This window comes from Pseudomonas sp. SB113, assembly GCF_040754745.1.
Lineage (GTDB): Bacteria > Pseudomonadota > Gammaproteobacteria > Pseudomonadales > Pseudomonadaceae > Aquipseudomonas > Aquipseudomonas grimontii.
This window is the reverse complement of record NZ_JBFMHW010000032.1, coordinates 1-19,117: the sequence shown is the minus strand read 5'-3', so window position 1 is coordinate 19,117 and position 19,117 is coordinate 1. Positions and strand designations below refer to the sequence as shown.

General features: G+C 60.0%; 12 protein-coding genes. 3 read left to right on the top strand and 9 right to left on the bottom strand.

Annotation, left to right across the window (positions count from 1 at the left end; genetic code table 11):
• Window positions 1-3 precede the first annotated feature (3 nt).
• A complete protein-coding gene (locus tag AB1462_RS28020; protein ID WP_367248547.1) occupies window positions 4-975 on the bottom strand; it encodes an aliphatic sulfonate ABC transporter substrate-binding protein in 972 nt (323 codons plus the stop codon).
• A 411-nt stretch (window positions 976-1,386) separates the two neighbouring features.
• Between AB1462_RS28020 and AB1462_RS28015 the strand changes: the two genes are divergently transcribed.
• Complete coding sequence (locus tag AB1462_RS28015; RefSeq protein ID WP_090404900.1) at window positions 1,387-1,602, top strand: molybdopterin-binding protein; 216 nt, start codon at window positions 1,387-1,389, stop codon at window positions 1,600-1,602.
• A 40-nt stretch (window positions 1,603-1,642) separates the two neighbouring features.
• On the opposite strand, the gene AB1462_RS28010 is transcribed toward AB1462_RS28015, so the two are convergent.
• From AB1462_RS28010 to AB1462_RS28000, 3 genes are all read right to left on the bottom strand, one after another.
• Window positions 1,643-6,076: a DUF6543 domain-containing protein gene (locus AB1462_RS28010; RefSeq protein WP_367248546.1), complete on the bottom strand. Its 4,434-nt coding sequence runs from the start codon at window positions 6,074-6,076 to the stop codon at window positions 1,643-1,645.
• A 101-nt stretch (window positions 6,077-6,177) separates the two neighbouring features.
• A complete protein-coding gene (locus AB1462_RS28005) occupies window positions 6,178-7,323 on the bottom strand; it encodes a MalY/PatB family protein (protein WP_367248544.1) in 1,146 nt (381 codons plus the stop codon).
• A gap of 65 nt (window positions 7,324-7,388) precedes the next feature.
• The gene (locus AB1462_RS28000; RefSeq protein WP_367248543.1) at window positions 7,389-8,939 is read right to left on the bottom strand and encodes a hypothetical protein; all 1,551 of its coding nucleotides are present in this window, start codon (window positions 8,937-8,939) and stop codon (window positions 7,389-7,391) included.
• Between the two features lie 246 nt (window positions 8,940-9,185).
• Between AB1462_RS28000 and AB1462_RS27995 the strand changes: the two genes are divergently transcribed.
• A complete protein-coding gene (locus AB1462_RS27995) occupies window positions 9,186-12,425 on the top strand; it encodes a hypothetical protein (RefSeq protein WP_367248541.1) in 3,240 nt (1,079 codons plus the stop codon).
• 306 nt (window positions 12,426-12,731) lie between these two features.
• On the opposite strand, the gene AB1462_RS27990 is transcribed toward AB1462_RS27995, so the two are convergent.
• The 5 genes from AB1462_RS27990 to AB1462_RS27970 form a co-directional block, all read right to left on the bottom strand.
• Window positions 12,732-14,042: an MFS transporter gene (locus AB1462_RS27990; protein WP_090404887.1), complete on the bottom strand. Its 1,311-nt coding sequence runs from the start codon at window positions 14,040-14,042 to the stop codon at window positions 12,732-12,734.
• Window positions 14,043-14,134: 92 nt separating this feature from the next.
• Window positions 14,135-14,767, bottom strand: coding sequence for an N-carbamoylsarcosine amidohydrolase (locus AB1462_RS27985; RefSeq protein ID WP_090404884.1), 633 nt, complete (start codon window positions 14,765-14,767; stop codon window positions 14,135-14,137).
• A 13-nt stretch (window positions 14,768-14,780) separates the two neighbouring features.
• Window positions 14,781-15,533 (bottom strand): Asp/Glu racemase, encoded by a 753-nt coding sequence (locus AB1462_RS27980; RefSeq protein WP_259194952.1) that lies wholly within the window; start codon window positions 15,531-15,533, stop codon window positions 14,781-14,783.
• A 10-nt stretch (window positions 15,534-15,543) separates the two neighbouring features.
• Complete coding sequence (locus AB1462_RS27975) at window positions 15,544-16,344, bottom strand: alpha/beta fold hydrolase (RefSeq protein ID WP_367248538.1); 801 nt, start codon at window positions 16,342-16,344, stop codon at window positions 15,544-15,546.
• Entirely contained in the window at window positions 16,341-17,474 is a 1,134-nt protein-coding gene (locus AB1462_RS27970; RefSeq protein WP_090404876.1) for an FAD-dependent monooxygenase, read from the bottom strand. Before AB1462_RS27970 ends, AB1462_RS27975 begins: the two co-directional genes overlap by 4 nt.
• 307 nt (window positions 17,475-17,781) lie before the next feature.
• On the opposite strand from AB1462_RS27970, the gene AB1462_RS27965 reads away from it, so the two are divergent.
• Window positions 17,782-18,834, top strand: a complete 1,053-nt coding sequence (locus AB1462_RS27965; protein ID WP_090404873.1) for a 2,5-dihydroxypyridine 5,6-dioxygenase — start codon at window positions 17,782-17,784, stop codon at window positions 18,832-18,834.
• Window positions 18,835-19,117: the final 283 nt, after the last annotated feature.

The following is a 19,117-nucleotide window of genomic DNA, read 5'->3' as shown; positions in this document are numbered from 1 at the left end:
CCCTTACTGCTGCGGCAGGGTTTGGCCAAACGAAGGGTCGATCAGTTGATCGATCACCTGGTCCACATTCACCCCACGGCGTATCAATTCCTCGGACACCAGGATCGGCGCCGCGGCCTTGGACGACTGCACATCCTTGGCGCTCAACCACGGCGTGCTCAGGTCGGTGCGCGACAATTGCAGCTTGGCGACTTCCAGCGGCAGGCCGGATTCGTCGGCCAGCAACTTGGCGAATTCATCCGGGTGCTTCACTGCCCAGTCACGCGCTTTTTCATAAGCGCCCAACACCTTGGTGATGGTTTGCGGGTGCGCCTTGGCGAACGTCTCGGTAACGCTCACCACGCCATAGCTGTTGAAGTCTTTGTTGCGGTACAGCAGGCGCGAACCGGCCTGGATTTGACTGGCGGCCATGTGCGGGTCGAGACCGGCCCAGGCGTCCACGTCACTTTTTTCCAGGGCAGTGCGGCCGTCGGGGTGTTGCAAGTGCACCAGTTCCACATCGTCTTTTTTCAGCCCGGCCTGTTGCAGGCTGCGCAGGGTGAACAGGTACGGGTCGGTGCCTTTGGTGGCAGCGATTTTCTTGCCCTTCAGGTCGTTGACGCTGTTGAGTGGTGAGTCCTTGCGCACCACCAGGGCCGTCCATTCGGCGCGGCTGTAGACGTACACCGATTTGATCGGGCTGCCGTTGGCCCGGCTCAACACGGCGGACAAGCTGGCGGACGAAGCGAAATCCACGCCGCCGCTGTTGAGATATTCCAGAGACCGATTGCTGCCCTGGCTCAGTACCCAGCCGACCTTGCTGTTGGGCAGGGCCTGCTCCAGCCAGCCGAAGTGCTTGAGCACCAGGCTGACCGGCGAGTAGTAGGCGTAGTCAAGGTTGACGTTGGCGGGATCGGTTTCGGCGGCATATGCCTGCGATTGCAGGCACAGGACGAGGGCGCAGGCGCCGAGTAAACGCTGGGTGAAGGGTTTCATGGAACAGCTCCGGGCAAGGCATGGGGAGAAGGCTTTTCTTATATTCAGAAAACTGATTCAGCATGCTCCATCATGCTTTACAGGAATATGCAGTCTCTATGCCAAGGCCACCGCTACCCCGCGTAGATATCGCCTTATCCGAATCCGTAGCAGCTGCGGAGCGCAAGCGAGGCTGCGTCAGGCGCGCTGCAGATTCAGGCTCGAGTTGCGGCCAACGCAGCCTCGCTTGCGCTCGGCAGCTGCTACGGGGGGAGCAAATTGTTGATCGGCTGTTCGTCTGGCAACAGTTCGCATATGTTTTTATGGAATAAATAAAGAGTTATATATTCCTTTTAATTTTTTTGCCCAGGGCGCACTTTGAGGGCCTGCGCATTCGTGCGGATTGACCCAACAGCCAAAAGGAAAACCGACATGACCATTAAAGCGATCAACGTGCGCAACCAGTTCAAGGGCGTGATCAAGGACATTCTGCTAGGAGAAGTGGTGTCGGAAATCGACGTGCAAACTGCTTCAGGCATCGTCACCTCGGTGATCACCACCCGCTCGGTGCGTGACTTGGAATTGAAAGTCGGCAGCGAAGTGATTGCCTTCGTGAAGTCCACCGAAGTGTCCATCGCCAAGCTGTAAATGAGTGCCCCCGAACAGCGTTCGGGGGCGGCTGCCCGGCTCAGTCGATACGGTCGAAGATCTGCCGGATCGTTTCGGTACTGAACACGCCCTTGCCCGTCTCCGGGATCAGCTCGAAGCTGCCGTCGGCTTTGACCGTCACACCTGCCGAGCCGGCAATTGTCACAGTCACACCGGGCCGCTCCTTGAGTAGGTTTCTCAGGGGCTGTTGCCCTTGGAACTCTTGTCCAATGACAGTCGCCATCCCTTGGATGGATTGGCTGTTGACACCTCCCACCCAGATCACGCGTCCACCTTTTTCCAATGAGGTTCGTAAGGTCTCCAGCAGTTCCTGGGTATTGCCTCGCAAGCCCAGCTCCAGGTTACTGCCGGTCAGGTGCATCAGCGTGCGGGTCTGGTAGGTGCTGCCGTTCCAGTCGGTGAGTACCGCCAGCGCCGAACAGTCGGACAGGTTCCGTGTCGACAGCGCCTCGTTGCTTTTGGCGAGTGTTGTCGATTCGCCCATGGCGACATGGACAGTGGCCTCGGCGGGCCTCCTGGGCAGGCGGGGCACGACCCGTTCGGCGGGAGTAGTTTCAGTGTCGGATAGGTAACGGCGCTTAGGCTCTTTGATGAGGGTGTCCATCCAGTCGGGGTCCAAGGGGCTCATATCGGCTTGGTTGCCCTCGCGGATTTTCCAGCCGGCGGCCTCCCATTTGCTCATCGTGGCTTTCAACTGCCGTATGTAGTCCGATGCGGGGCAAGCGATATCAGCCCAGGGGTCGACGATCCAGGCGTCTGCCCAGGCAGGTCCGGAGAAATCGATGCTCGTTTCGGCCAGGCCTGAAGGCCCACCAATCACCGTGAATGAATGCTGGGTGCCGGCGCCCCATTCGTGCGCCAGGCCGCCACTCCTGCGCACGATGTCCCTGGACAGCAGGGCCATTTCACCGCAATTGCCGGCGCCGGATTTCATGACCAGGTTGGCGGCATTCGGCGCGCGTAAGTCGGCGGTGCGACGGAGCCAGCCGAGCGTCATCGAAGCCGCGTCCCCCCTGGCCAGGTCGCCCGCCGAGCGCACCATGTTGCCCGGCCCGAGCCCAGTGGCCTTGAGTGCCAGTTTTACATTGTGCTTGGCGTTCTCGGCGTAAAACTGGTTCTGCTGCCTGGCAGGCCAGCTTGAGAAGTCCGAGGGTTTTTCAAGGGCTGTCACACGCTGGGGGCGCAGCGCCACATCGGGCGGGGTAATGGCGCGGGCCCGCTGCAGTTGGTAGACCACTTCCCGTTGTTGTTCATCGGTGAGCGGTTTGCAGAGTTTTTTCAGCGCGTCAATATCGGCCTCTGTGTAGCCTGATGCACGCAGCAGTTCGTAAGCGCCCTTGAGCTTGGGCAGTGCGACCAAATCGGCATCCAGCGCCTGCATGCTGTGATTGCGGCTCAAGAACTTGCGGTAGTCCTGCACGAGGTCCAGTTCGAAGGGGCTGCACTTTTTGAAGGTGATATCGCCCGTGCGTGCCTTGCCCATGGGGGCGTAATAGAACTCTGCGGTGTCCGCCTCTACGACCAGGTAGTGCTCTGCGCCGCGATTGACTACAACCGCCCTGAGTTGGCGCTGATCATCGACGCTATTGCTGATCTTATTGAGCCTGACCACCCGTGTCTGCTGCGCAAGCTTCCCCGAGGCGGCGCCTGAGTAGAAGCCAAAACCCGGGTCGGCAATGATTTTGCCGCTCACCCGGTTTTTATAGATGATGCGCTTGGCATTGGCGACCGGGATCAACTGTGAACCCGCTTGCGTTTCGGCCATGGTGTACACGCGTTTTTCGTAGATCACCTGCCGGCTCTTGCTGAAGACACCGGCTTTGGACGGGAATAGGCGTACATGCTCCATGGCCTGAAGCTGCTGCTCCGGCTTGGGAAGGTTGGCGATGATCTTGGCGAAGCAATCCTCGCTGACCGCACGCCGCACGCGCTGACCGATCGAAGAGGCGCTGCAGACCGCTTCGAAGGTGTCCAGGGGCTCGTTGCCCTTGAGCGATTCCAGGTCGCTCAACTCGCCGGGTTTGTCGTTCAGGTAGCGATACACGCCGTCACCGTCCACCAGGTCGTAACCCTTGGCGCGGGGCAGTGTGTAGGCGCTTTCGCTTAAGGGGTGGTCAATGACCTGAGCGCGTTGGCCGTCGGCAAATAGTTCGTCGCGCAGCGACAGCGTGGACGGTCGCTCGAGGGCCTCATCTTCCGTGCCACCGACCCCACCCAGCACCGAAAACAACGTGTTGAGCATACCGTCCAGAAGGGTGGATGCACCTTGCTGACGTTCTGCCTGGGTATCACCTGACTTGGTTTTTTCGAGACCCACTACGGTCTCTGCAATCGCGCTGGCCAAGGCTGCGCCGATGACAATCGGCTCGGCAATCACTGCAAATTTGGCCGCGAGCCCCGCTGCGGCGGTCAAGTCGTTCAGCCAGGTGTCGCGGGTGACCTCGCTGTCGGATTTGATCATCACGTCCGCGTCGCTGGTCATGCGCTGCCGGGTAGCGTCCCTCATGGCGCTGAAGACGTCGCCCAGGATACGCACATTGGCGCTGTCGATAATCGTCCCTTCGATATTGTCCCAATACCCCTTGCCCAGGTATTTCAAGGCGGTATCGACACCTTTGTTCGGCGTGTCGTCGGCGGTGAAGAACATTTTCACATCGGTCCAGAAACCGCTGTCGTTGTCTTGTCGGTCCCGCAGCGAAAAATGTGACGCCAGTGCCTGGCTTTTATCGGCATCCTTGCCCTGGTCGGCGACCCATTGGTCCATTTTTTCAAGGGACTCGAATCGAAGAAACGCAGGTTGGTGGCCGGGGATATAGAGCACCTGTACGCCACCGTTTCCGCTAAAACGCAGGATGTCAGTTGATTGAAAACCGTTGAGGTCAAACACATGGGTTATCACTGCGCCCTTTACCGGCGCCGTTGCCTGCAACTGCTTGACGGTCAGGGGTTTGTGTTTATCCAGTGGCAGATTGGAGGCGGCGCCCATGACGAGGCGATAGTCATCCGCCGTAAAGCGTTGCTCCGCCGGCAGTTGCTGACGTTCGTCGGCTGAGGCCAGCTCATGGTGCTTGAGTTGTGCGCGTGCCTGGGCGACAAACTCACCCTTCAGGGCGGTACGGTAATCAGCACCATGGTCTTGCCAGAAACGCTCCAGTTTGTCGGTGATGTGTAGTTGAAAGTTGGTTTTCCAGCTTTCGTGCATCAGCGCCGAAGGGGCGAGCGGGAACTGGTTATGGGCGCCGTAACCGCCTTTTTGACTGTACCCGGCGCCGACTTTGTACAACCCCGCATCCTGGTCAAGTACACCCGGCAGCGCGTCCTGTTCATTGAAATTGCTGAGCAGTGCATCCGGTAGGGCTTGGGAGCGTATCGGCTCTTCGCCCCTGTGCTCCCAACCGGTGGCCGAGGTCGTGGATTGCGCGTTTCCAAAGCGGTTCAAGAACACCGTATTGGCATCCACCGTGAACCCGGTCAGGTTGAGGATGATTGCTTCCGCCCATTTTTTGGCCTCGTCGCGCACGTTCGGCAACGCCGCGTATGTGCCCAGTATCAAGGCCTCATACCGGGCTTTGTCGTGCACCACGTTAGGGTTGGGCGGCCCGAGCGCGGTGAGCTCGCGCAGCAGGCGCTTGAGTTCATTGGTGGTTTTCGGCAGTTGCTTGCCTGATGTCTGCAGGAGTTGCGCAAGGGTGGCGCGAGCGGGTTCGCCGTGATGATAGGCCTGGCTGTAGGAGGAACCTGCGGACACGTTGATGCTGTTGCTGCTCAAGTCGCGGGCTATGGCCTGGATGGCGGCAGGCGGCGGAGGCAAGCCGATCAACACCCGGGCCAGGCCTTCCATGAGCTGATGCCGGTCATGCATATCACCGACGATGCGCTGTTGTGCCGCCAGGGCTGCGTCGCCTCGCCGAGGGTCAGTGCCGGGGAGCGTGGGGAACGTCTGGCTTCGGAGCATTTCGCTGACGGCCTGCGCGTCGGATTGGCTCACGCCGTAGAACTGCGACACCTCTTCGACACTGGCCACGTTGTACGGTTTGAACGGGTAATTGAGCAGCGTGCCGCTGGCCGCTGGCCAGAACCCGAGGGCCTGTACCGCTTGTATCAGCGGCCCGGCGACTGCGGCAAAGCCGGAGTGATCGTCCAGGGTGAAGGTTTGGGGCTGGCCATTGATGATCACGTCCAGGGCCTGGGTGTCCGGATGAAACTGGACGTTGGACGGTGAAATGTCGTTTGCCCTCATCCATTGCTTGAAGTCGGGAGTGCGCAGGGCATTGTCCAGTTGCTTCAACCACCGCCCGAGGGTGGAGTGCGCCGGTATGTTGAACAGTGAACCGGGGCCCGGCGCTGGGTGATCGAGGGGGGTAGATCGGTCGCTCGGTTGACCCCGGGCAGCCTCCCCGCCGTAGGTCCCTGAGGAATACTCGGAGGCGATGTTACGGATTGATTGCATCATGGAATAACGGGCTCTGCAAAAGGTTCTACAACTCGACTGCCCCATCAAGGGCATGCATCAAGCCTGGGTGTAGAAACCTGGTCCTGCGGTTCCCGCCATGCTCATCTGTTTTGTAAGCTGCGCTCCATGCGTTGCACGCCTTCTTCAAGCAGCGCCCGTGGGCAGCCGAAGTTCAGGCGCACGAACTGCTGGCTGTCATCACCGAATTCGATACCCGCGCTCAAGCCGACCTTGGCCTGCTCCAGGAAGAATAGCTGCGGGTCGTCCAGGCCCAGGGCGCTGCAATCGAGCCAGGCCAGGAACGTGCCTTGCGGCGCATGCATCACCACACCGGGCAAGCGGGTTTGCACGGCGTCGAGCAGGTAGTCGCGGTTGGCTTGCAGGTATTGCTTCAGCGCGTCGAGCCATGCGCCGCACTGGCTGTAGGCCGCGCGGGTGGCTTCCAGGCCCAGGGGGCTGACGCTGTCGACCATGCCGCAGCGTGCGTTGTTGAAGCGCTCGCGAATCTCGGCGTTCTGGATCACGGCAAAGCAGGTCTTCAAACCGGCCACGTTGTAGGCCTTGCTCGCCGACATCAGCGTAATGGTGCGCTGGGCAATCTCAGGGCTGAGGCTGGCGGTGGGGATGTGGCGACGGCCGTCGAAGCACAGCTCGGCGTGGATTTCGTCGCTGATGATCAACGCGCCCTGTTCCACGCAGGCATTGGCCACGGCCAGCAGTTCCTCGCGGGGGAAGACCTTGCCCATGGGGTTGTGCGGGTTGCTCAGCAGCAATGCGCCGGCACCGCTCAGGGCCTTGCGCAGGGCGGGCATTGGCGTGATGTATCCAGCGTTGCTCAACTCGAACGGCACTTCGATACGCGGCAGGTTCCAGTGGCCGGGCGCCAGGCGAATCGGGCGGTAGTTGGGGGTTTGCAGCACCACCGGCTGGCCGGGCTGCACGAAGGCGTGGAGCGCCATGTTGAAACCCGGTTCGACGCCGGGCAGGAACAGCAGGTCGTCGGGCTGCACGCGCCAGGCGTACTTGGCCCACAGGTCGGCCACGATGGCCTCGCGTACATCCGGGCCGGCCACGCTGTAGCCGAGAATCTGCTGGTCGAGGCGCGCGTGCAGGGCCTGCAGCACGGCGGGCGGCGCGGCGATGTCCATGTCGGCGATCCACATCGGCAACACATCGGCCGGGTAGCGGTTCCACTTGGTGCTGCCGGTGCCGAGGCGGGGGTGGATCGTGTCGAAATCAAAGCTCATGGGGGGCTCGTGTCAGGGCGGCGGGCGCAGGAATGGCGCTGATTCTAGCGCCATTAATTGGACATTCAACTGATAGTCACCACCCGCCGCAAGGATTCATTCAGGTCCACCGCGCGTGCGCGGGTGAAGTTCGTCCCCGAAATCACGTAATACAGTTCCGGTCGATAGCCTTTGAACCGTTGTAACTGCTCGCGGTAGATCAGGCGTTTGACCGGGGCACCTGCCGGCCAGGAGGGGCCGACGACGCGAGTCTCAATATGCACGATGACCTCGTTCAACGACTTCACATAGCGCAGGATCAGCGAAATCTCGTCAGTTGGGCGGCGCCACGCGTAATAGGGAATATCGACAATCACGTGCTCCGGATCATCGCCAATGTAATCGCTGGGGTAGCCCTCGACCTCGGGGGCTTCCAGGCGAACAATGCTGCCTCTGACGATGGCGGTGGTTTTCTTGGAATAGATCTCTAAAGGCTCGGTGGTCCTTCTCAAGACAAAACTGACTTCTATATGACCGCCAGCGGCGGCACGCACATCAAGGTAGTCGAAGCTTGCTGAATGCGGCCTGCCGGGCGTTTCGATAGGGACAAACCGGTGCACCACGATCACGCCGCCTTTGGGCGGGTAGGCGCGGAGCATCACATCGTACATATCCCCACTGCGCCCGACCTCGGCGGGGGTGAACATCTGTACTTCCAGGGGCTTCTCATTGAGCATTTCCAGATCGACGTAGCCAACCGGCCCGGCGTTCACGAGTGCAGGACCATCGTATTTGGTCACGTCCAGATTGACTGACACCGGCACGCTCGCCGAACCCGGGGTAGAGATGTTCCCCACCAGATCGAGGACCTCCAGCCACACGTTCAGGCGATCACTGTCGCCGGCTTGAATAATGTCCTGGTAAGTCACGGGAATGACGGTCGGCCTGAGAGGATCGATGACTAGGGCGGTCATGATGCTCAAACCCCAATGGAGAATGCAGGTATCGCTTGAATACGCATTCGGGTAGGGATCGAGGGTGACTGTCACCCCTCTGGAGGCATTGCCCGGGACAATCACCGTTTCAGACAGGCTGAACTTCAGGGCTGAATGCCCATCCCCGATCTGATCATCGTCTTCACCCGCCGGTAAATCCGTTTTGACCATGACCCGTAGTGGGTAAGACCGATCGCGATCCGGCCCCCCGCCGTAGTGAACGACATACACCAGCGCATGGGGCCCGTCGGGAAGGAATTTCTGCGCCACCCCAAAGAAGTAAACATTATGATTTTCTTCGCCCGCAGCAAGCGTCTTTCTGGCCAGAACCTCCACCGCTCCGCTATCGAGCAGCCTTCCGACGTTGATGACATCGCCCACTCTTGCCGGCCAATTTTTGTCTACCTGTATCGTAAGGTCAGAGACAAACAACCATTTCGCGATCCCCGCATCGTAGCCTTCAACATTCTCACTCATGCCAGGGATGTATAACCGGTCCAGGTTCTTTGGATTGTCTTTTTCTTCCAGCTCCAGGACGTATGGCAGCGAGGCGGGAGCCTTGGGTTTGGTGGGAGCCTTGGGTTTTGCGCCAGGCTTCTTTTTGGCCGGCGTGCTTGAGGCTGATGGTTTTTTGGCTGGCATGATCGCTCTCCTGGATGACAACGTTTCACTGGTGGCCCGTGTTTTTTAAGTCATAAGACACCTGAGTCCGTCCCTTGGCTACTGTCAGAATTAACAGGTGCCGACAGACCGTGACTGAGGGCGTGCCCGCCACACAACAATCGAAAGCCATTCGTCACCACCTGTTAATTCTGACAGTAGCCAATCAACCGCTTCGGGCGTTTGATAGGGGTAAACCTTCTGTGGACTGCCCTAAGGACTGTCGCCATGGCCAAGAAAAAAACTTCAGGTCCACTGTTACCGCCCATCGACGTCCCGCTTCTGGAACCGTCTATCGAAGGTGATACCGAGGGCGGGCACGGCGGCATGGGCCTTAGGCATACCGAAAGGGATTTGATCGTTTATCTGATCGCCCCTGCCGGCGGTGTGGCTGCCGGGAGTGTCGCCTTGCTTTACTGGGGCGACCGAAACGTAGCGGTGACTTCTACGCCGATTCGCGAGGGTGAAGAAAACCTGGCCCGCATCCCCTTGAGGCTTCCTGTGGGGCGTATCGTCGAGTTTTGGACCGGCCCGGTGTTCGGCAAACTGCGGCGTCGCAGTGGCAATGAATCGTTTACCGAAGAGCTTAATCTGCGGGTGCGCCTGAATCGCCCCGGCGGGGTTGACCCGGATGGTGATACCGAGGGGCACCAACGGTTGGTGTATGTCGTTCCGCCGGAGATTCTGTTCAACGGTGTCAGCGAAGCGGCGGCGCTGGTGGGTGTGAGGATTATCATCCGCCACTGGTTGCACATGGGAGCCTATGACTTGATCCTGCTGGTCTGGGGTTCCCAGCGCGTGGAGCATCGCGTGCAGCCCGGCGAGGTGGGTCGCGATATTACGTTGACTGTCGACTACGCCACCATCAGCGCTGCGGGCAACAACCGGCTTACGCGGGTGGCTTACCAGGTCAGGGACGCAGGCGGCAACCTCCCGGATGAGCGGGCACGCTGGTCGGCGTCGTCGTTTATTGATGTGCACCTGAATGAGGTCCGCCCGGAGGCGCCGTGGCTGGAGTTTCCGAAAACGGGCAAGGTCATCAACCTGGCCGGCCTGGTCAGCTCTGATGTGTTAATCCAATGCTGGATCACCAGCGCAGAGGTTGCCGCGTATTCGCAACTGACCCTGATCTGGGCCGGTACGGACAGCGAGGGTAATTCCATCCCCCATATAATCGCCCGAGCGTTGAATGCACCGGGCGTCCAGACATTCGAGATCCCCAATGCGTTGGTCGCCGCGATTGCCAACGGCAACGCGAGCGTGCATGTGCTGTTTCAGAAGGGCGCCATTGAGCACCCTTCCCAAAAGCTCTACCTGGACATTGTCGGCGAGCTCGTCAGATGGCCAGCGCCGACCATTGACGAGGACCTGGGCGGCCACATTGAACCGGATGTCGCGGCGACCGTGCGCTTCCCCTTGCAAGGCAGCTGGCCGGCGAACGGCTATCTGGAAGTGATTTTCCGCGCGAGCAGCCCCGATAACACCATTGAGCACCGGGTGGGTCGCGAAGTCGACGATATTGCGCCGACGCCCGGTGGGGACATGTTGTTCATCGTCTACCCCGACGAACTGGTGCGCTTTGACGGCCACCTCGTGGAAGTGTTCTACGCACACACGCGCCCTGGCAACCGGCCGCAGGAATCCCAGCGGTTTCAGGTTATCGTCGGCCAGCTTCAGCGCACGATGCCTGCTCCGATCATCGAGAAGGCGATCAGCGGTCAGTTGAATCCCGATGACATCGGCACCCATGCGAAGGTGTTTGCGCCGTTCACGCAAACAAAACGGGCGGACTGGATCCGGATGTATTGGATCGGTGCGCATGCCCATACTGAAGTTGCGGTGCAAGTGTCCGTAGACGGTGCTACCACCGAGCACTCCATTGAAAGCCACTACGTGACCAACAACCTGAATGAATCGGTGACGGTCTTTTATACCTTGCTCCGTGGTGATGAGCCGCCGCGTTACTCACTGATCACGGAGGTGTTGATCAGTCGTGGTTTGGGCGATTTACCTGCGCCGACCTTGCTCGAAGCACAGGTGACCGGCCCGGATACCGCCGATCTGGAACCGCTCAAGGTGCAGCTCGGCACCAAGCTGGTGGTGAGCTACGTTGGCATGCGTGGCAGCGACTCCATCAAAGTCACCATGGCCGGCGCAGGTGATGGCGGGTCGCCGGATATACCGGCCAAGCCCGGTAATGAAGCGTTGCAGAAGGTAGAGTTCGATATCAGCAAGGCGGCGATCCACGCCAATATCCGTAATGTTGCCACCACCGTGAAATTTAACTACGTGGTGACTCGCTACAGCGTGCCAAAGACCTCGGGCACGTTGACGGTGACCGTGAAACCGCTTGCGCTGGAAGAATTGGCCAAGACGGTTCTGCAGATCAACCAGGCCGATGCCACGACCAAAATACTGGACCTGAGCGCGCTTACCGGCGATGCCACAACCCGTGTTGGAGTCTGGCCGTTTATAACCACGCCGTACCCGGTCTGGTTGAGGCTGCTGGGAAGAACCGCCGGTAACGTCGTCCATGATCATTTGGTGTACAACGGGGCAGGGTGGTCGGCGGTCAATGTGAACTGGGTCTCTTCCGGGCAAATCGAAGCCACAATCCCACGTACTTACCTGGATGGGTTGGGTCATGGCACTAAGTTGAGAATAGAGTTTAAGGCAGCGGTGAGTCGTAGCAAGGTGGAGTCCCAGGCCATTACTTTTCCGATGGTTGAGTACACGGTCAATACTTTGCCGCTCGGATTGCCTGTGCCCACGTTGATCCAAGCAATCGGCAGTGGGGCGTTCGTAACGTTGGACCCAATGAATGCTCGATCCGGCGCTCAAGTGGAAGTCAGATACTCCCCGATGTTTTTGACCGATGCTATCCACCTCAGGATGCAAGGGACTCCTGGTGAGGGGACACCGACCATAAAAATCAAGCCTGGGCGCGCCAATGGCGTGGTTACTTTTGATATTCCTTCAACAGCAATTGCGGCCAACATTGCAAATGTCGATAAAACCTTTACTTTGAAGTACGACAGGACACGGGATGGTAAAGTTGAGCCATCCTACTTGTTAACGGTGACGATGATGCGACTATCTGGAAGTAAGTTACCAAGGGCGTTGATAAATAGTGTTGTTCATAATGGAATACTCAACACCAGACGGAACATCTATACCCTTACAGTCGCGCCGTGGCCATTCAGACGTACTACCGATCGGGTGTGGGTGACCCTTCATTGTGATGACGTAGTTCCCCGCGATCTAAACGTCATATCGGATAAAACTTTTAGCTCTTCTAGTGGAGTTTCTACCAATGTTTCTGCTGAAGCCGTAGCTTGGCTGAAGAGTTGCCCCCATGGTGCGACTCTGTCAATTTCATTGGAAATCCTATTTCGTGACACTACCACTAGTGCTCCTCGAGATCCGATAACTTTTCCGATAACTTACTATACGATAAATAATGTTTAGAAATAGAATGCGGCTACGAAAAATAGAGTGCGGATCGACGTGTAATCTACAACCCCCGAGTCTGAACTCTGGTGTTTTGAGGAGTACTGCCGACATTCGGTCACACTGCATTTCCGACAGCGCCCTTCGGGGCGCTACTCATGCAGAAGCGTATTACCGTTTCTATACCTTGCCAACTTTATGGTGAACGATCTACACCCGCCCATACTGCCCATCAGGCAGGACCTTCTGATCGACAGAAAAGAGTTAGTGGCCTATTGAAGCTGACCGCTCCCGCGCAAGACGGAAGCGATCCGGTGCTGGTTGTCAGCGATTCACCAGTTTCGCCGGCAAGGCGATGACCAGGAAGCTGCTGAGGATCAGGCAGCCGGCAAAGAACCACAATGCACCAGCGCTGCTGCCGGTGACGTCGATTGCCACCCCCATCAACGAGTTGCTTACCAGGCCGGCGATATTCGCCAGTGAGCACGCGAGGGCAAAGCCGGTGGCGGCGGCGGTGCCTTTGAGAAAGGTCGCCGGCAGGCTGAAGAACACCGGCACTGCGCCGATGATCGCCGCCGAGGCAATCGCGAACAGCGCCACCGTGGCCGCGACGTTATGGGTGAAGAAGGTGCTGGTGGCCATCGCCGCCGCGCCGATGAAAAACGGCACGATGATGTGCCAGCGGCGTTCGCGGTGTTTGTCGGAGCTGGCGCCGATCAAGAGCATGCCCAGCAGCGCGGCGACGCTCGGCAGTGCGGTGAGGATGCCGATATGGAAAGTGTCGGTGACCCCGGCGTTGCGGATGAACGTCGGCATCCAGAAGCCCATGGCGTAGGCGCTGAGCAGGATCGAGAAGTCGATACCGCCGAGCATCCACACCTTGAGGTTGAAGAAGCCGTCGCGGAAGCTGTGCTTGCTGCCGGCGCCATCGGCGTCGTCTTTGCGCAGTTCGGTTTCGAGCAAGGCCTTTTCTTCGTCCGACAACCATTTGGCTTGCTGGTAGGTGTTGGGCAGCGCCCAGAAAGTCAGCACGCCGAGCAATACGCTGGGCACCGCTTCGATCAGGAACAGCCATTGCCAGCCGCGCAGGCCGCCGATGTGGTCGAAGTGGCCCATGATCCAGCCGGACAACGGGCCGCCGATCACGCTGGACAGCGGCAGGCCGATCATGAACAGCGCAATGATGCGCCCGCGCCGATGGGTGGGAAACCAGGTGGTCAGGTAGTACAGCACGCCCGGCAGGAATCCGGCTTCGGCGGCGCCGAGCAAAAAGCGCAGGATGTAGAACTGGGTCGTGGAGGTGACCAGCATGGTGCAGGCCGACAGCAGGCCCCAGGTGATCATGATGCGCGCGATCCAGATCTTCGCGCCGACCCGTTCCAGGACCAGGTTGCTGGGGACTTCAAAGAGGATATAGCCGACAAAGAACAGCCCGGCGCCGAGGCCGAACGCGGTTTCGCTGAACTGCAACTGGTCGAGCATCTGCAGCTTGGCGAAGCCGATGTTGATCCGGTCGAGGTAAGCGGCCAGATAGCAGAAGCACAGGAAGGGAATCAGCTTCCAGGTGATCTTGTGGTAAAGCGTGTTGACCGGGTCGGCGACCGTGGTCGCGGGCGCTGCATTCGCAATGGGCATTGGGTGTCTCCTGGCGGTGACTTATGGTTTTTATACAGCCGGCAGTTGTTGTAGGCGCGGGCCACGCTCTATGGCGCGGTTCTTCTTAAACCTTATTGCTCCCTGAACTTGCTCATCGCCTCCTGTTTGCTCACCACGTCGCCGTACTTGCTGTCGATGTCGAACAGGTTGGCTTCATGGGGCGCCGGGTGTCGATCACCGACGCACTCGCGCACGACGATGGTGCGAAACCCGTGTTGCACCGCGTCCACCGCCGTCGCACGAATGCAGCCGCTGGTGGAGCAGCCAGCGAGTACCACGGTGTCGATGCCCTGGGCATGCAGCATCGAGGCCAGGCTGCTGCCGAAAAACGCGCTGGCGTACTGTTTGCTGATCACCACTTCATCGGCCCGGGGCAGCACCTCTGCGCAGAACGCCGCCAGCGGGTTGCCTTCGACCATGTCCTTCATCACCGGGGCTTTTTTCACCCAGATACCGCCATCGGCGAAATGGCCGGGATGGTAGCGGATATTGGTGTGCACCACCGCAATCCCGTGCTGGCGTGCCGTGGCCAACAGTTCGACGCTTTCAGCCACGGCGATCACCACTTCGGGGGCATATAGCGGCGCGCCTTCGGTGGTGTAGCCCTGCATGAAGTCGATCATCAGCAGTGCGGGTTTCTTGCCGAAGCCGATGCGGTTGCCCCACACGCCCTGGTAGTTGGCGTCGGCGGATTGTTCGCTCATCTGTTCAATTCCCTTAGTAGGCACCGGAGAGCAGGGCGCCCGCACCGGGAACGATGGGTTCCAGGTCCAGGGCCTTGAGCATGGCGTAGGTGGTGGCGATGGCGGCGGTGAGCACCGGTTTGCCGGTTTGTGCCTCGACCTTGGCGACCACCGGCAGCGACTGCATCTGCACGCACGCCGATAACACGATCACGTCGACGTCTTGCAGGTTCATGCCGGCGACGATGGCCGGCAGGTTGGCCGGGTCGTGACGGGCCACTTCGAGGTTGTCGGGGATCTCCAGCGCGCGCCAGTCCACCACCTCGAAGCCTTCTTCGCGGATGTAGTTCACCACCAGTTCGGTCAGCGGCTTCATGTACGGCGCGACAATCGCGATGCGTTTGGCGCCCATCACCTTCAGGCCTTCGATCAGCGCACCGGCGCTGGTGATCACCGGGGCGTTGGCGTCGTTATCGGCGGTGGCCTTGCGCAGGCGTTGTTCGGACGTGCGGTGGTAACCCAAGCCCATGGCCATGATCGCCACCAGGCACGCATAACCCAGCACGTCGACCTTGGCGTCGGACAGCTCGACGGCGCAACGGTCGGATTCGCCGTCCATGGCCGCCAGTTCTTCCTGGCGCACCTGCTTCATGCGCATGCGGCTGGAATGGAAGGTAAAGCGCTCGGGACGGATCGCCTGGCGTGCGGTGAGCATCGCCGGGATCTCGGTCTCCATGGTGGTGTTGGAGCTCGGCACAATCTGGCCGATGCGGTAGGGCTTGTGCATGGGAGTGTCCTTATTGTTGGGTGAGGAAGTCGCCGAGGGCTTCGAAGAAGCCTTCAAGGTCATCCCATGGAATCATGTGCCCGGCATTCGGTACGCGTGCGACCTGGATGCGCGGTTGCAGGTCCTGGATCTCGGCGATGTCCTCGTCGAGGATCACGCCGCCACGTCCGGCCACCATCAACAGGGCAGGGGCCTTGAGGTGGGGCAGGTCGTGGTGGAAGTTCACCGTGTGGAAGTCATCGAAGGCGCGCACGATGGCGGGCTCAAAGCAGGTGTGCAGCCATTCGGCGCGCAGTTGCAGTTGTTCTTCGGTCCAGGTGGCGCAGAAGGCGCGCATCGCCTGTGCATCCATGCCGACCAGCGACTGGCGGATCGAGTCGACGTACCACGGCAGCTTGCTCGGGTACTCACGACGGCCTGGGCCGGACACGGGTGGGTCGATCAACACCACGCGATTGACACCGTTGGGATGCTTGACCGCGCTGCGCACGGCAAAACGCGCGCCCATGGAATGCCCGACCAGGTGGTAGCTGCTCAGGTTGAGTGCGTCGGCGAACGCGCCAATGTCCTCGGCGCAGGTGTCCGCGCTGTAATCCAGCTCCGGACCCGTGGATGAAAGCCCGCGCCCGCGCACATCCAGCACGTAGGTATCGAACTGCGTGCCCAGGCGTTCGGCCACGAAGCCCCAGGTGATTGCCGGGCTGGTGATGCCCGGGATCAGGATCAGCGCCGGGCCTTTGCCGCCGTAGCGCAGGTAATGCTGGCGAATGCCATTGGCCTGCACGTTGCCGCCGTAGAGAAAAGTGCTCACGCGGCCACCCCCGATTTCAATGCCTGGGCGTAGAGGTCATAGCCATACACCCAGGCCGGGTCTTCCTGGGTGCGCAGCCAGGTATTGGCGTTGGACACCGCCTGCACGCGGGACGCGCGCTCCTTGCGGTTGGCTTCGTAGAGTTCAAAGGCGGTGCGGTAGTCGCTGATGCCGGTTTCCTGCAGACAGCGGGTGAGCATGGCGGCGTCTTCGATGGCCATGCCGGCGCCCTGGGCCATGTGCGGCTTCATCGGGTGGCAGGCATCGCCCAGCAGCACCAGGCGGCCACGGCTCCACAGCGGCAACGGGTTGCGGTTGCGCAACGGCCACTTGGTCACGCTTTCGGTGGACTCGATCAGCGCCTGCACGGTGGGGTGGTAGCCCTTGAAGGCGTCGAACATCTCTTCACGGCTACTGTCGACGAACGCACCCTGGAAGTCCCATTCGGCATGGGGCACGCCGGTCACGTAGTAGTACTCGTCGCGCTTGCCGGTGGTGTAGTAGACCATCATATGGCGGTCCTCGGTCCACCACTTGATGCAGTCCTCGAACTTCAAATCGTACTTGGCCAGTTGGTCGCCACGGATCAGTGCGCGATGCGCGACCCAGCCGCTGTACAGCGGTTTCTCCACGCCGAGCAGTTCCTCGCGGATCTTCGAATTGATGCCGTCGGCGCCGATCACGATGTCGGCGTAGGTCACTTCGCCGTCGGCGAAGGTCAGGCGCACCTGGGTGTCGGTTTCCTCGAGGGTTTCCAGGCGCTTGTTGAAGTGCAGGGTGCCGGGCTTGAGGGTGGACATCTGCAGGGCATGCAGGTCGCCACGGTGCACGGTGATGTAGGACGCGCCGTAGCCGGTGAGCGGGATGCGCGCGAGGTATTCACCGCTTTCGCCGCAACGGCTGAACCAGTGCTCGGGGTGCGAGCCCATCAGGTCCAGCTGCTTTTCGATGCCCATGCGCCGGAAGATTTTCATGATGTTGGGACCCATGTGGATCCCCGCGCCCAGCCGGGAGAACTCCGGCGCCTGCTCGTAGATGTCCACGTCGAAGCCGGCTTGCTGCAACAGGGTGGCCGCCGCCGCGCCGCCCAGTCCGGCACCGACGATGGCGATTTTTTGTGTGCTTCCCATGGGGCGTTGTCCTCTGTCCTGTTGATTTTCGGCGGCGTCTGTCCGCAAGGTTTTTAAAGTGTATACGCTCATATTTTCAAATGGGAAGTCTGTGCTCATAAATTTATTTTTTGGCTTGTTTTGTCATCTGTACTGTATTTTGCCCAGTATCTGTTGGGTATGTGTGGAAAGGTAACGTTTTGGTGCGATGCTTGCAGTCCGTCTTTAATTCAGGTCTTATCGATATTAATTGGCGTATACGCTATATAAATGCACCAGCGTGAAGCGCGATGCCTGAACGTGGTGCAGCCCCACAGGAGACAGGAAAATGCCGGTAAGCGATTGCGAACTGACCCAGATGTTTGAACACGTGCTGACGCTGTCGAAGGTCGACCCGACCCAGAGCGTTGCCGTGCTCAAGAGCCATTACTCCGACCCGCGCACCGTGCGCGCCGCGATGGATGCGGCGCAGCGCCTGGGGGCCAAGGTGTATGCGGTGGAGCTGCCGTCATTCAACCATCCACGGGCGATGGGTAATGACATGACCGCCTACTGCGGCGACACCGCGCTCACCGGCAATATCGCCGCCCAGCGCGCCCTGGAGGCCGCCGACCTGATCGTCGACACGATGATGCTGCTGCACTCGCCGGAGCAGGAGCAGATCCTCAAGACCGGCACGCGCATCCTGTTGGCGGTGGAGCCGCCGGAAGTGCTGGCGCGCATGCTGCCCACCGAGGCAGACAAAGTGCGTGTGCTGGCCGCCGAACAGCTACTGAAGAAGGCGCGTTCGATCCAGGTGAAGTCCCGCGCCGGCAGCGACTTCCGCGCCGCCTTGGGGCAATACCCGTCGGTGACCGAGTACGGCTTTGCCGATGAGCCGGGGCGCTGGGACCATTGGCCGAGCGGTTTCCTGTTCTCCTGGCCCAATGAAGAAACCGCCGAGGGCGTGCTGGTGCTGGATATCGGCGACATCCTGTTGCCGTTCAAGACCTATACCCGCGAGAAGATCACCCTGGAGATCGAGAAGGGCTTTATCACCGGGATCCACGGCGGCTTCGAGGCCGAGTACCTGCGTGACTACATGAAGTACTTCAATGATCCCGAGGTGTACGGCATTTCCCATATCGGCTGGGGCCTGCAGCCACGGGCGCAGTGGACGGCCATGGGCCTGCACGACAAGAACGACGGCATGTGCATGGATGCGCGGGCGTTCTACGGTAATTTCCTGTTCTCCACCGGGCCGAATACCGAAGTGGGCGGCACGCGCAAGACGCCGTGTCATATGGATATTCCGCTGCGCAACTGCGATGTGTATCTGGATGATGAGGCGGTGGTGATTGCGGGTGATGTGGTTGCACCGCCAGCCTCCCTGGCACGCTGAAGGTCCAATGTGGGAGGGGCGGTGCGATGATTCGACTTGCACCTGATGGCGGCCTCTGGGCCGACCATTTGCTGGGGTTGGAATGAGTACATATCCGTTGCTGTGGTCACGGCGGCTATGGGTTCCGCCCTTACGGCGGCTCACTTTGGAAAAGCCTGTACGGACCGGACACATGGTTGACACCTGTGCGGGGACATAGTGGACACATTATGCGCCGTAGTCAGGGCTATTCACGTCGAAGGTCCGTAAAAAGTGATGGCAGAAATAGACGTCAAACAAGCCA

Excerpts from the sequence above, each read along its gene's own strand:
- AB1462_RS27990 (WP_090404887.1), bottom strand. The coding sequence starts at position 14,042 with ATGCCCATTGCGAATGCAGCGCCCGCGACCACGGTCGCCGACCCGGTC.
- AB1462_RS27980 (WP_259194952.1), bottom strand. The coding sequence starts at position 15,533 with ATGCACAAGCCCTACCGCATCGGCCAGATTGTGCCGAGCTCCAACACC.
- AB1462_RS27965 (WP_090404873.1), top strand. The coding sequence starts at position 17,782 with ATGCCGGTAAGCGATTGCGAACTGACCCAGATGTTTGAACACGTGCTG.
- AB1462_RS28010 (WP_367248546.1), bottom strand. The coding sequence starts at position 6,076 with ATGATGCAATCAATCCGTAACATCGCCTCCGAGTATTCCTCAGGGACC.
- AB1462_RS28000 (WP_367248543.1), bottom strand. The coding sequence starts at position 8,939 with ATGCCAGCCAAAAAACCATCAGCCTCAAGCACGCCGGCCAAAAAGAAG.
- AB1462_RS27995 (WP_367248541.1), top strand. The coding sequence starts at position 9,186 with ATGGCCAAGAAAAAAACTTCAGGTCCACTGTTACCGCCCATCGACGTC.
- AB1462_RS28020 (WP_367248547.1), bottom strand. The coding sequence starts at position 975 with ATGAAACCCTTCACCCAGCGTTTACTCGGCGCCTGCGCCCTCGTCCTG.
- AB1462_RS27970 (WP_090404876.1), bottom strand. The coding sequence starts at position 17,474 with ATGGGAAGCACACAAAAAATCGCCATCGTCGGTGCCGGACTGGGCGGC.
- AB1462_RS27985 (WP_090404884.1), bottom strand. The coding sequence starts at position 14,767 with ATGAGCGAACAATCCGCCGACGCCAACTACCAGGGCGTGTGGGGCAAC.
- AB1462_RS28005 (WP_367248544.1), bottom strand. The coding sequence starts at position 7,323 with ATGAGCTTTGATTTCGACACGATCCACCCCCGCCTCGGCACCGGCAGC.
- AB1462_RS28015 (WP_090404900.1), top strand. The coding sequence starts at position 1,387 with ATGACCATTAAAGCGATCAACGTGCGCAACCAGTTCAAGGGCGTGATC.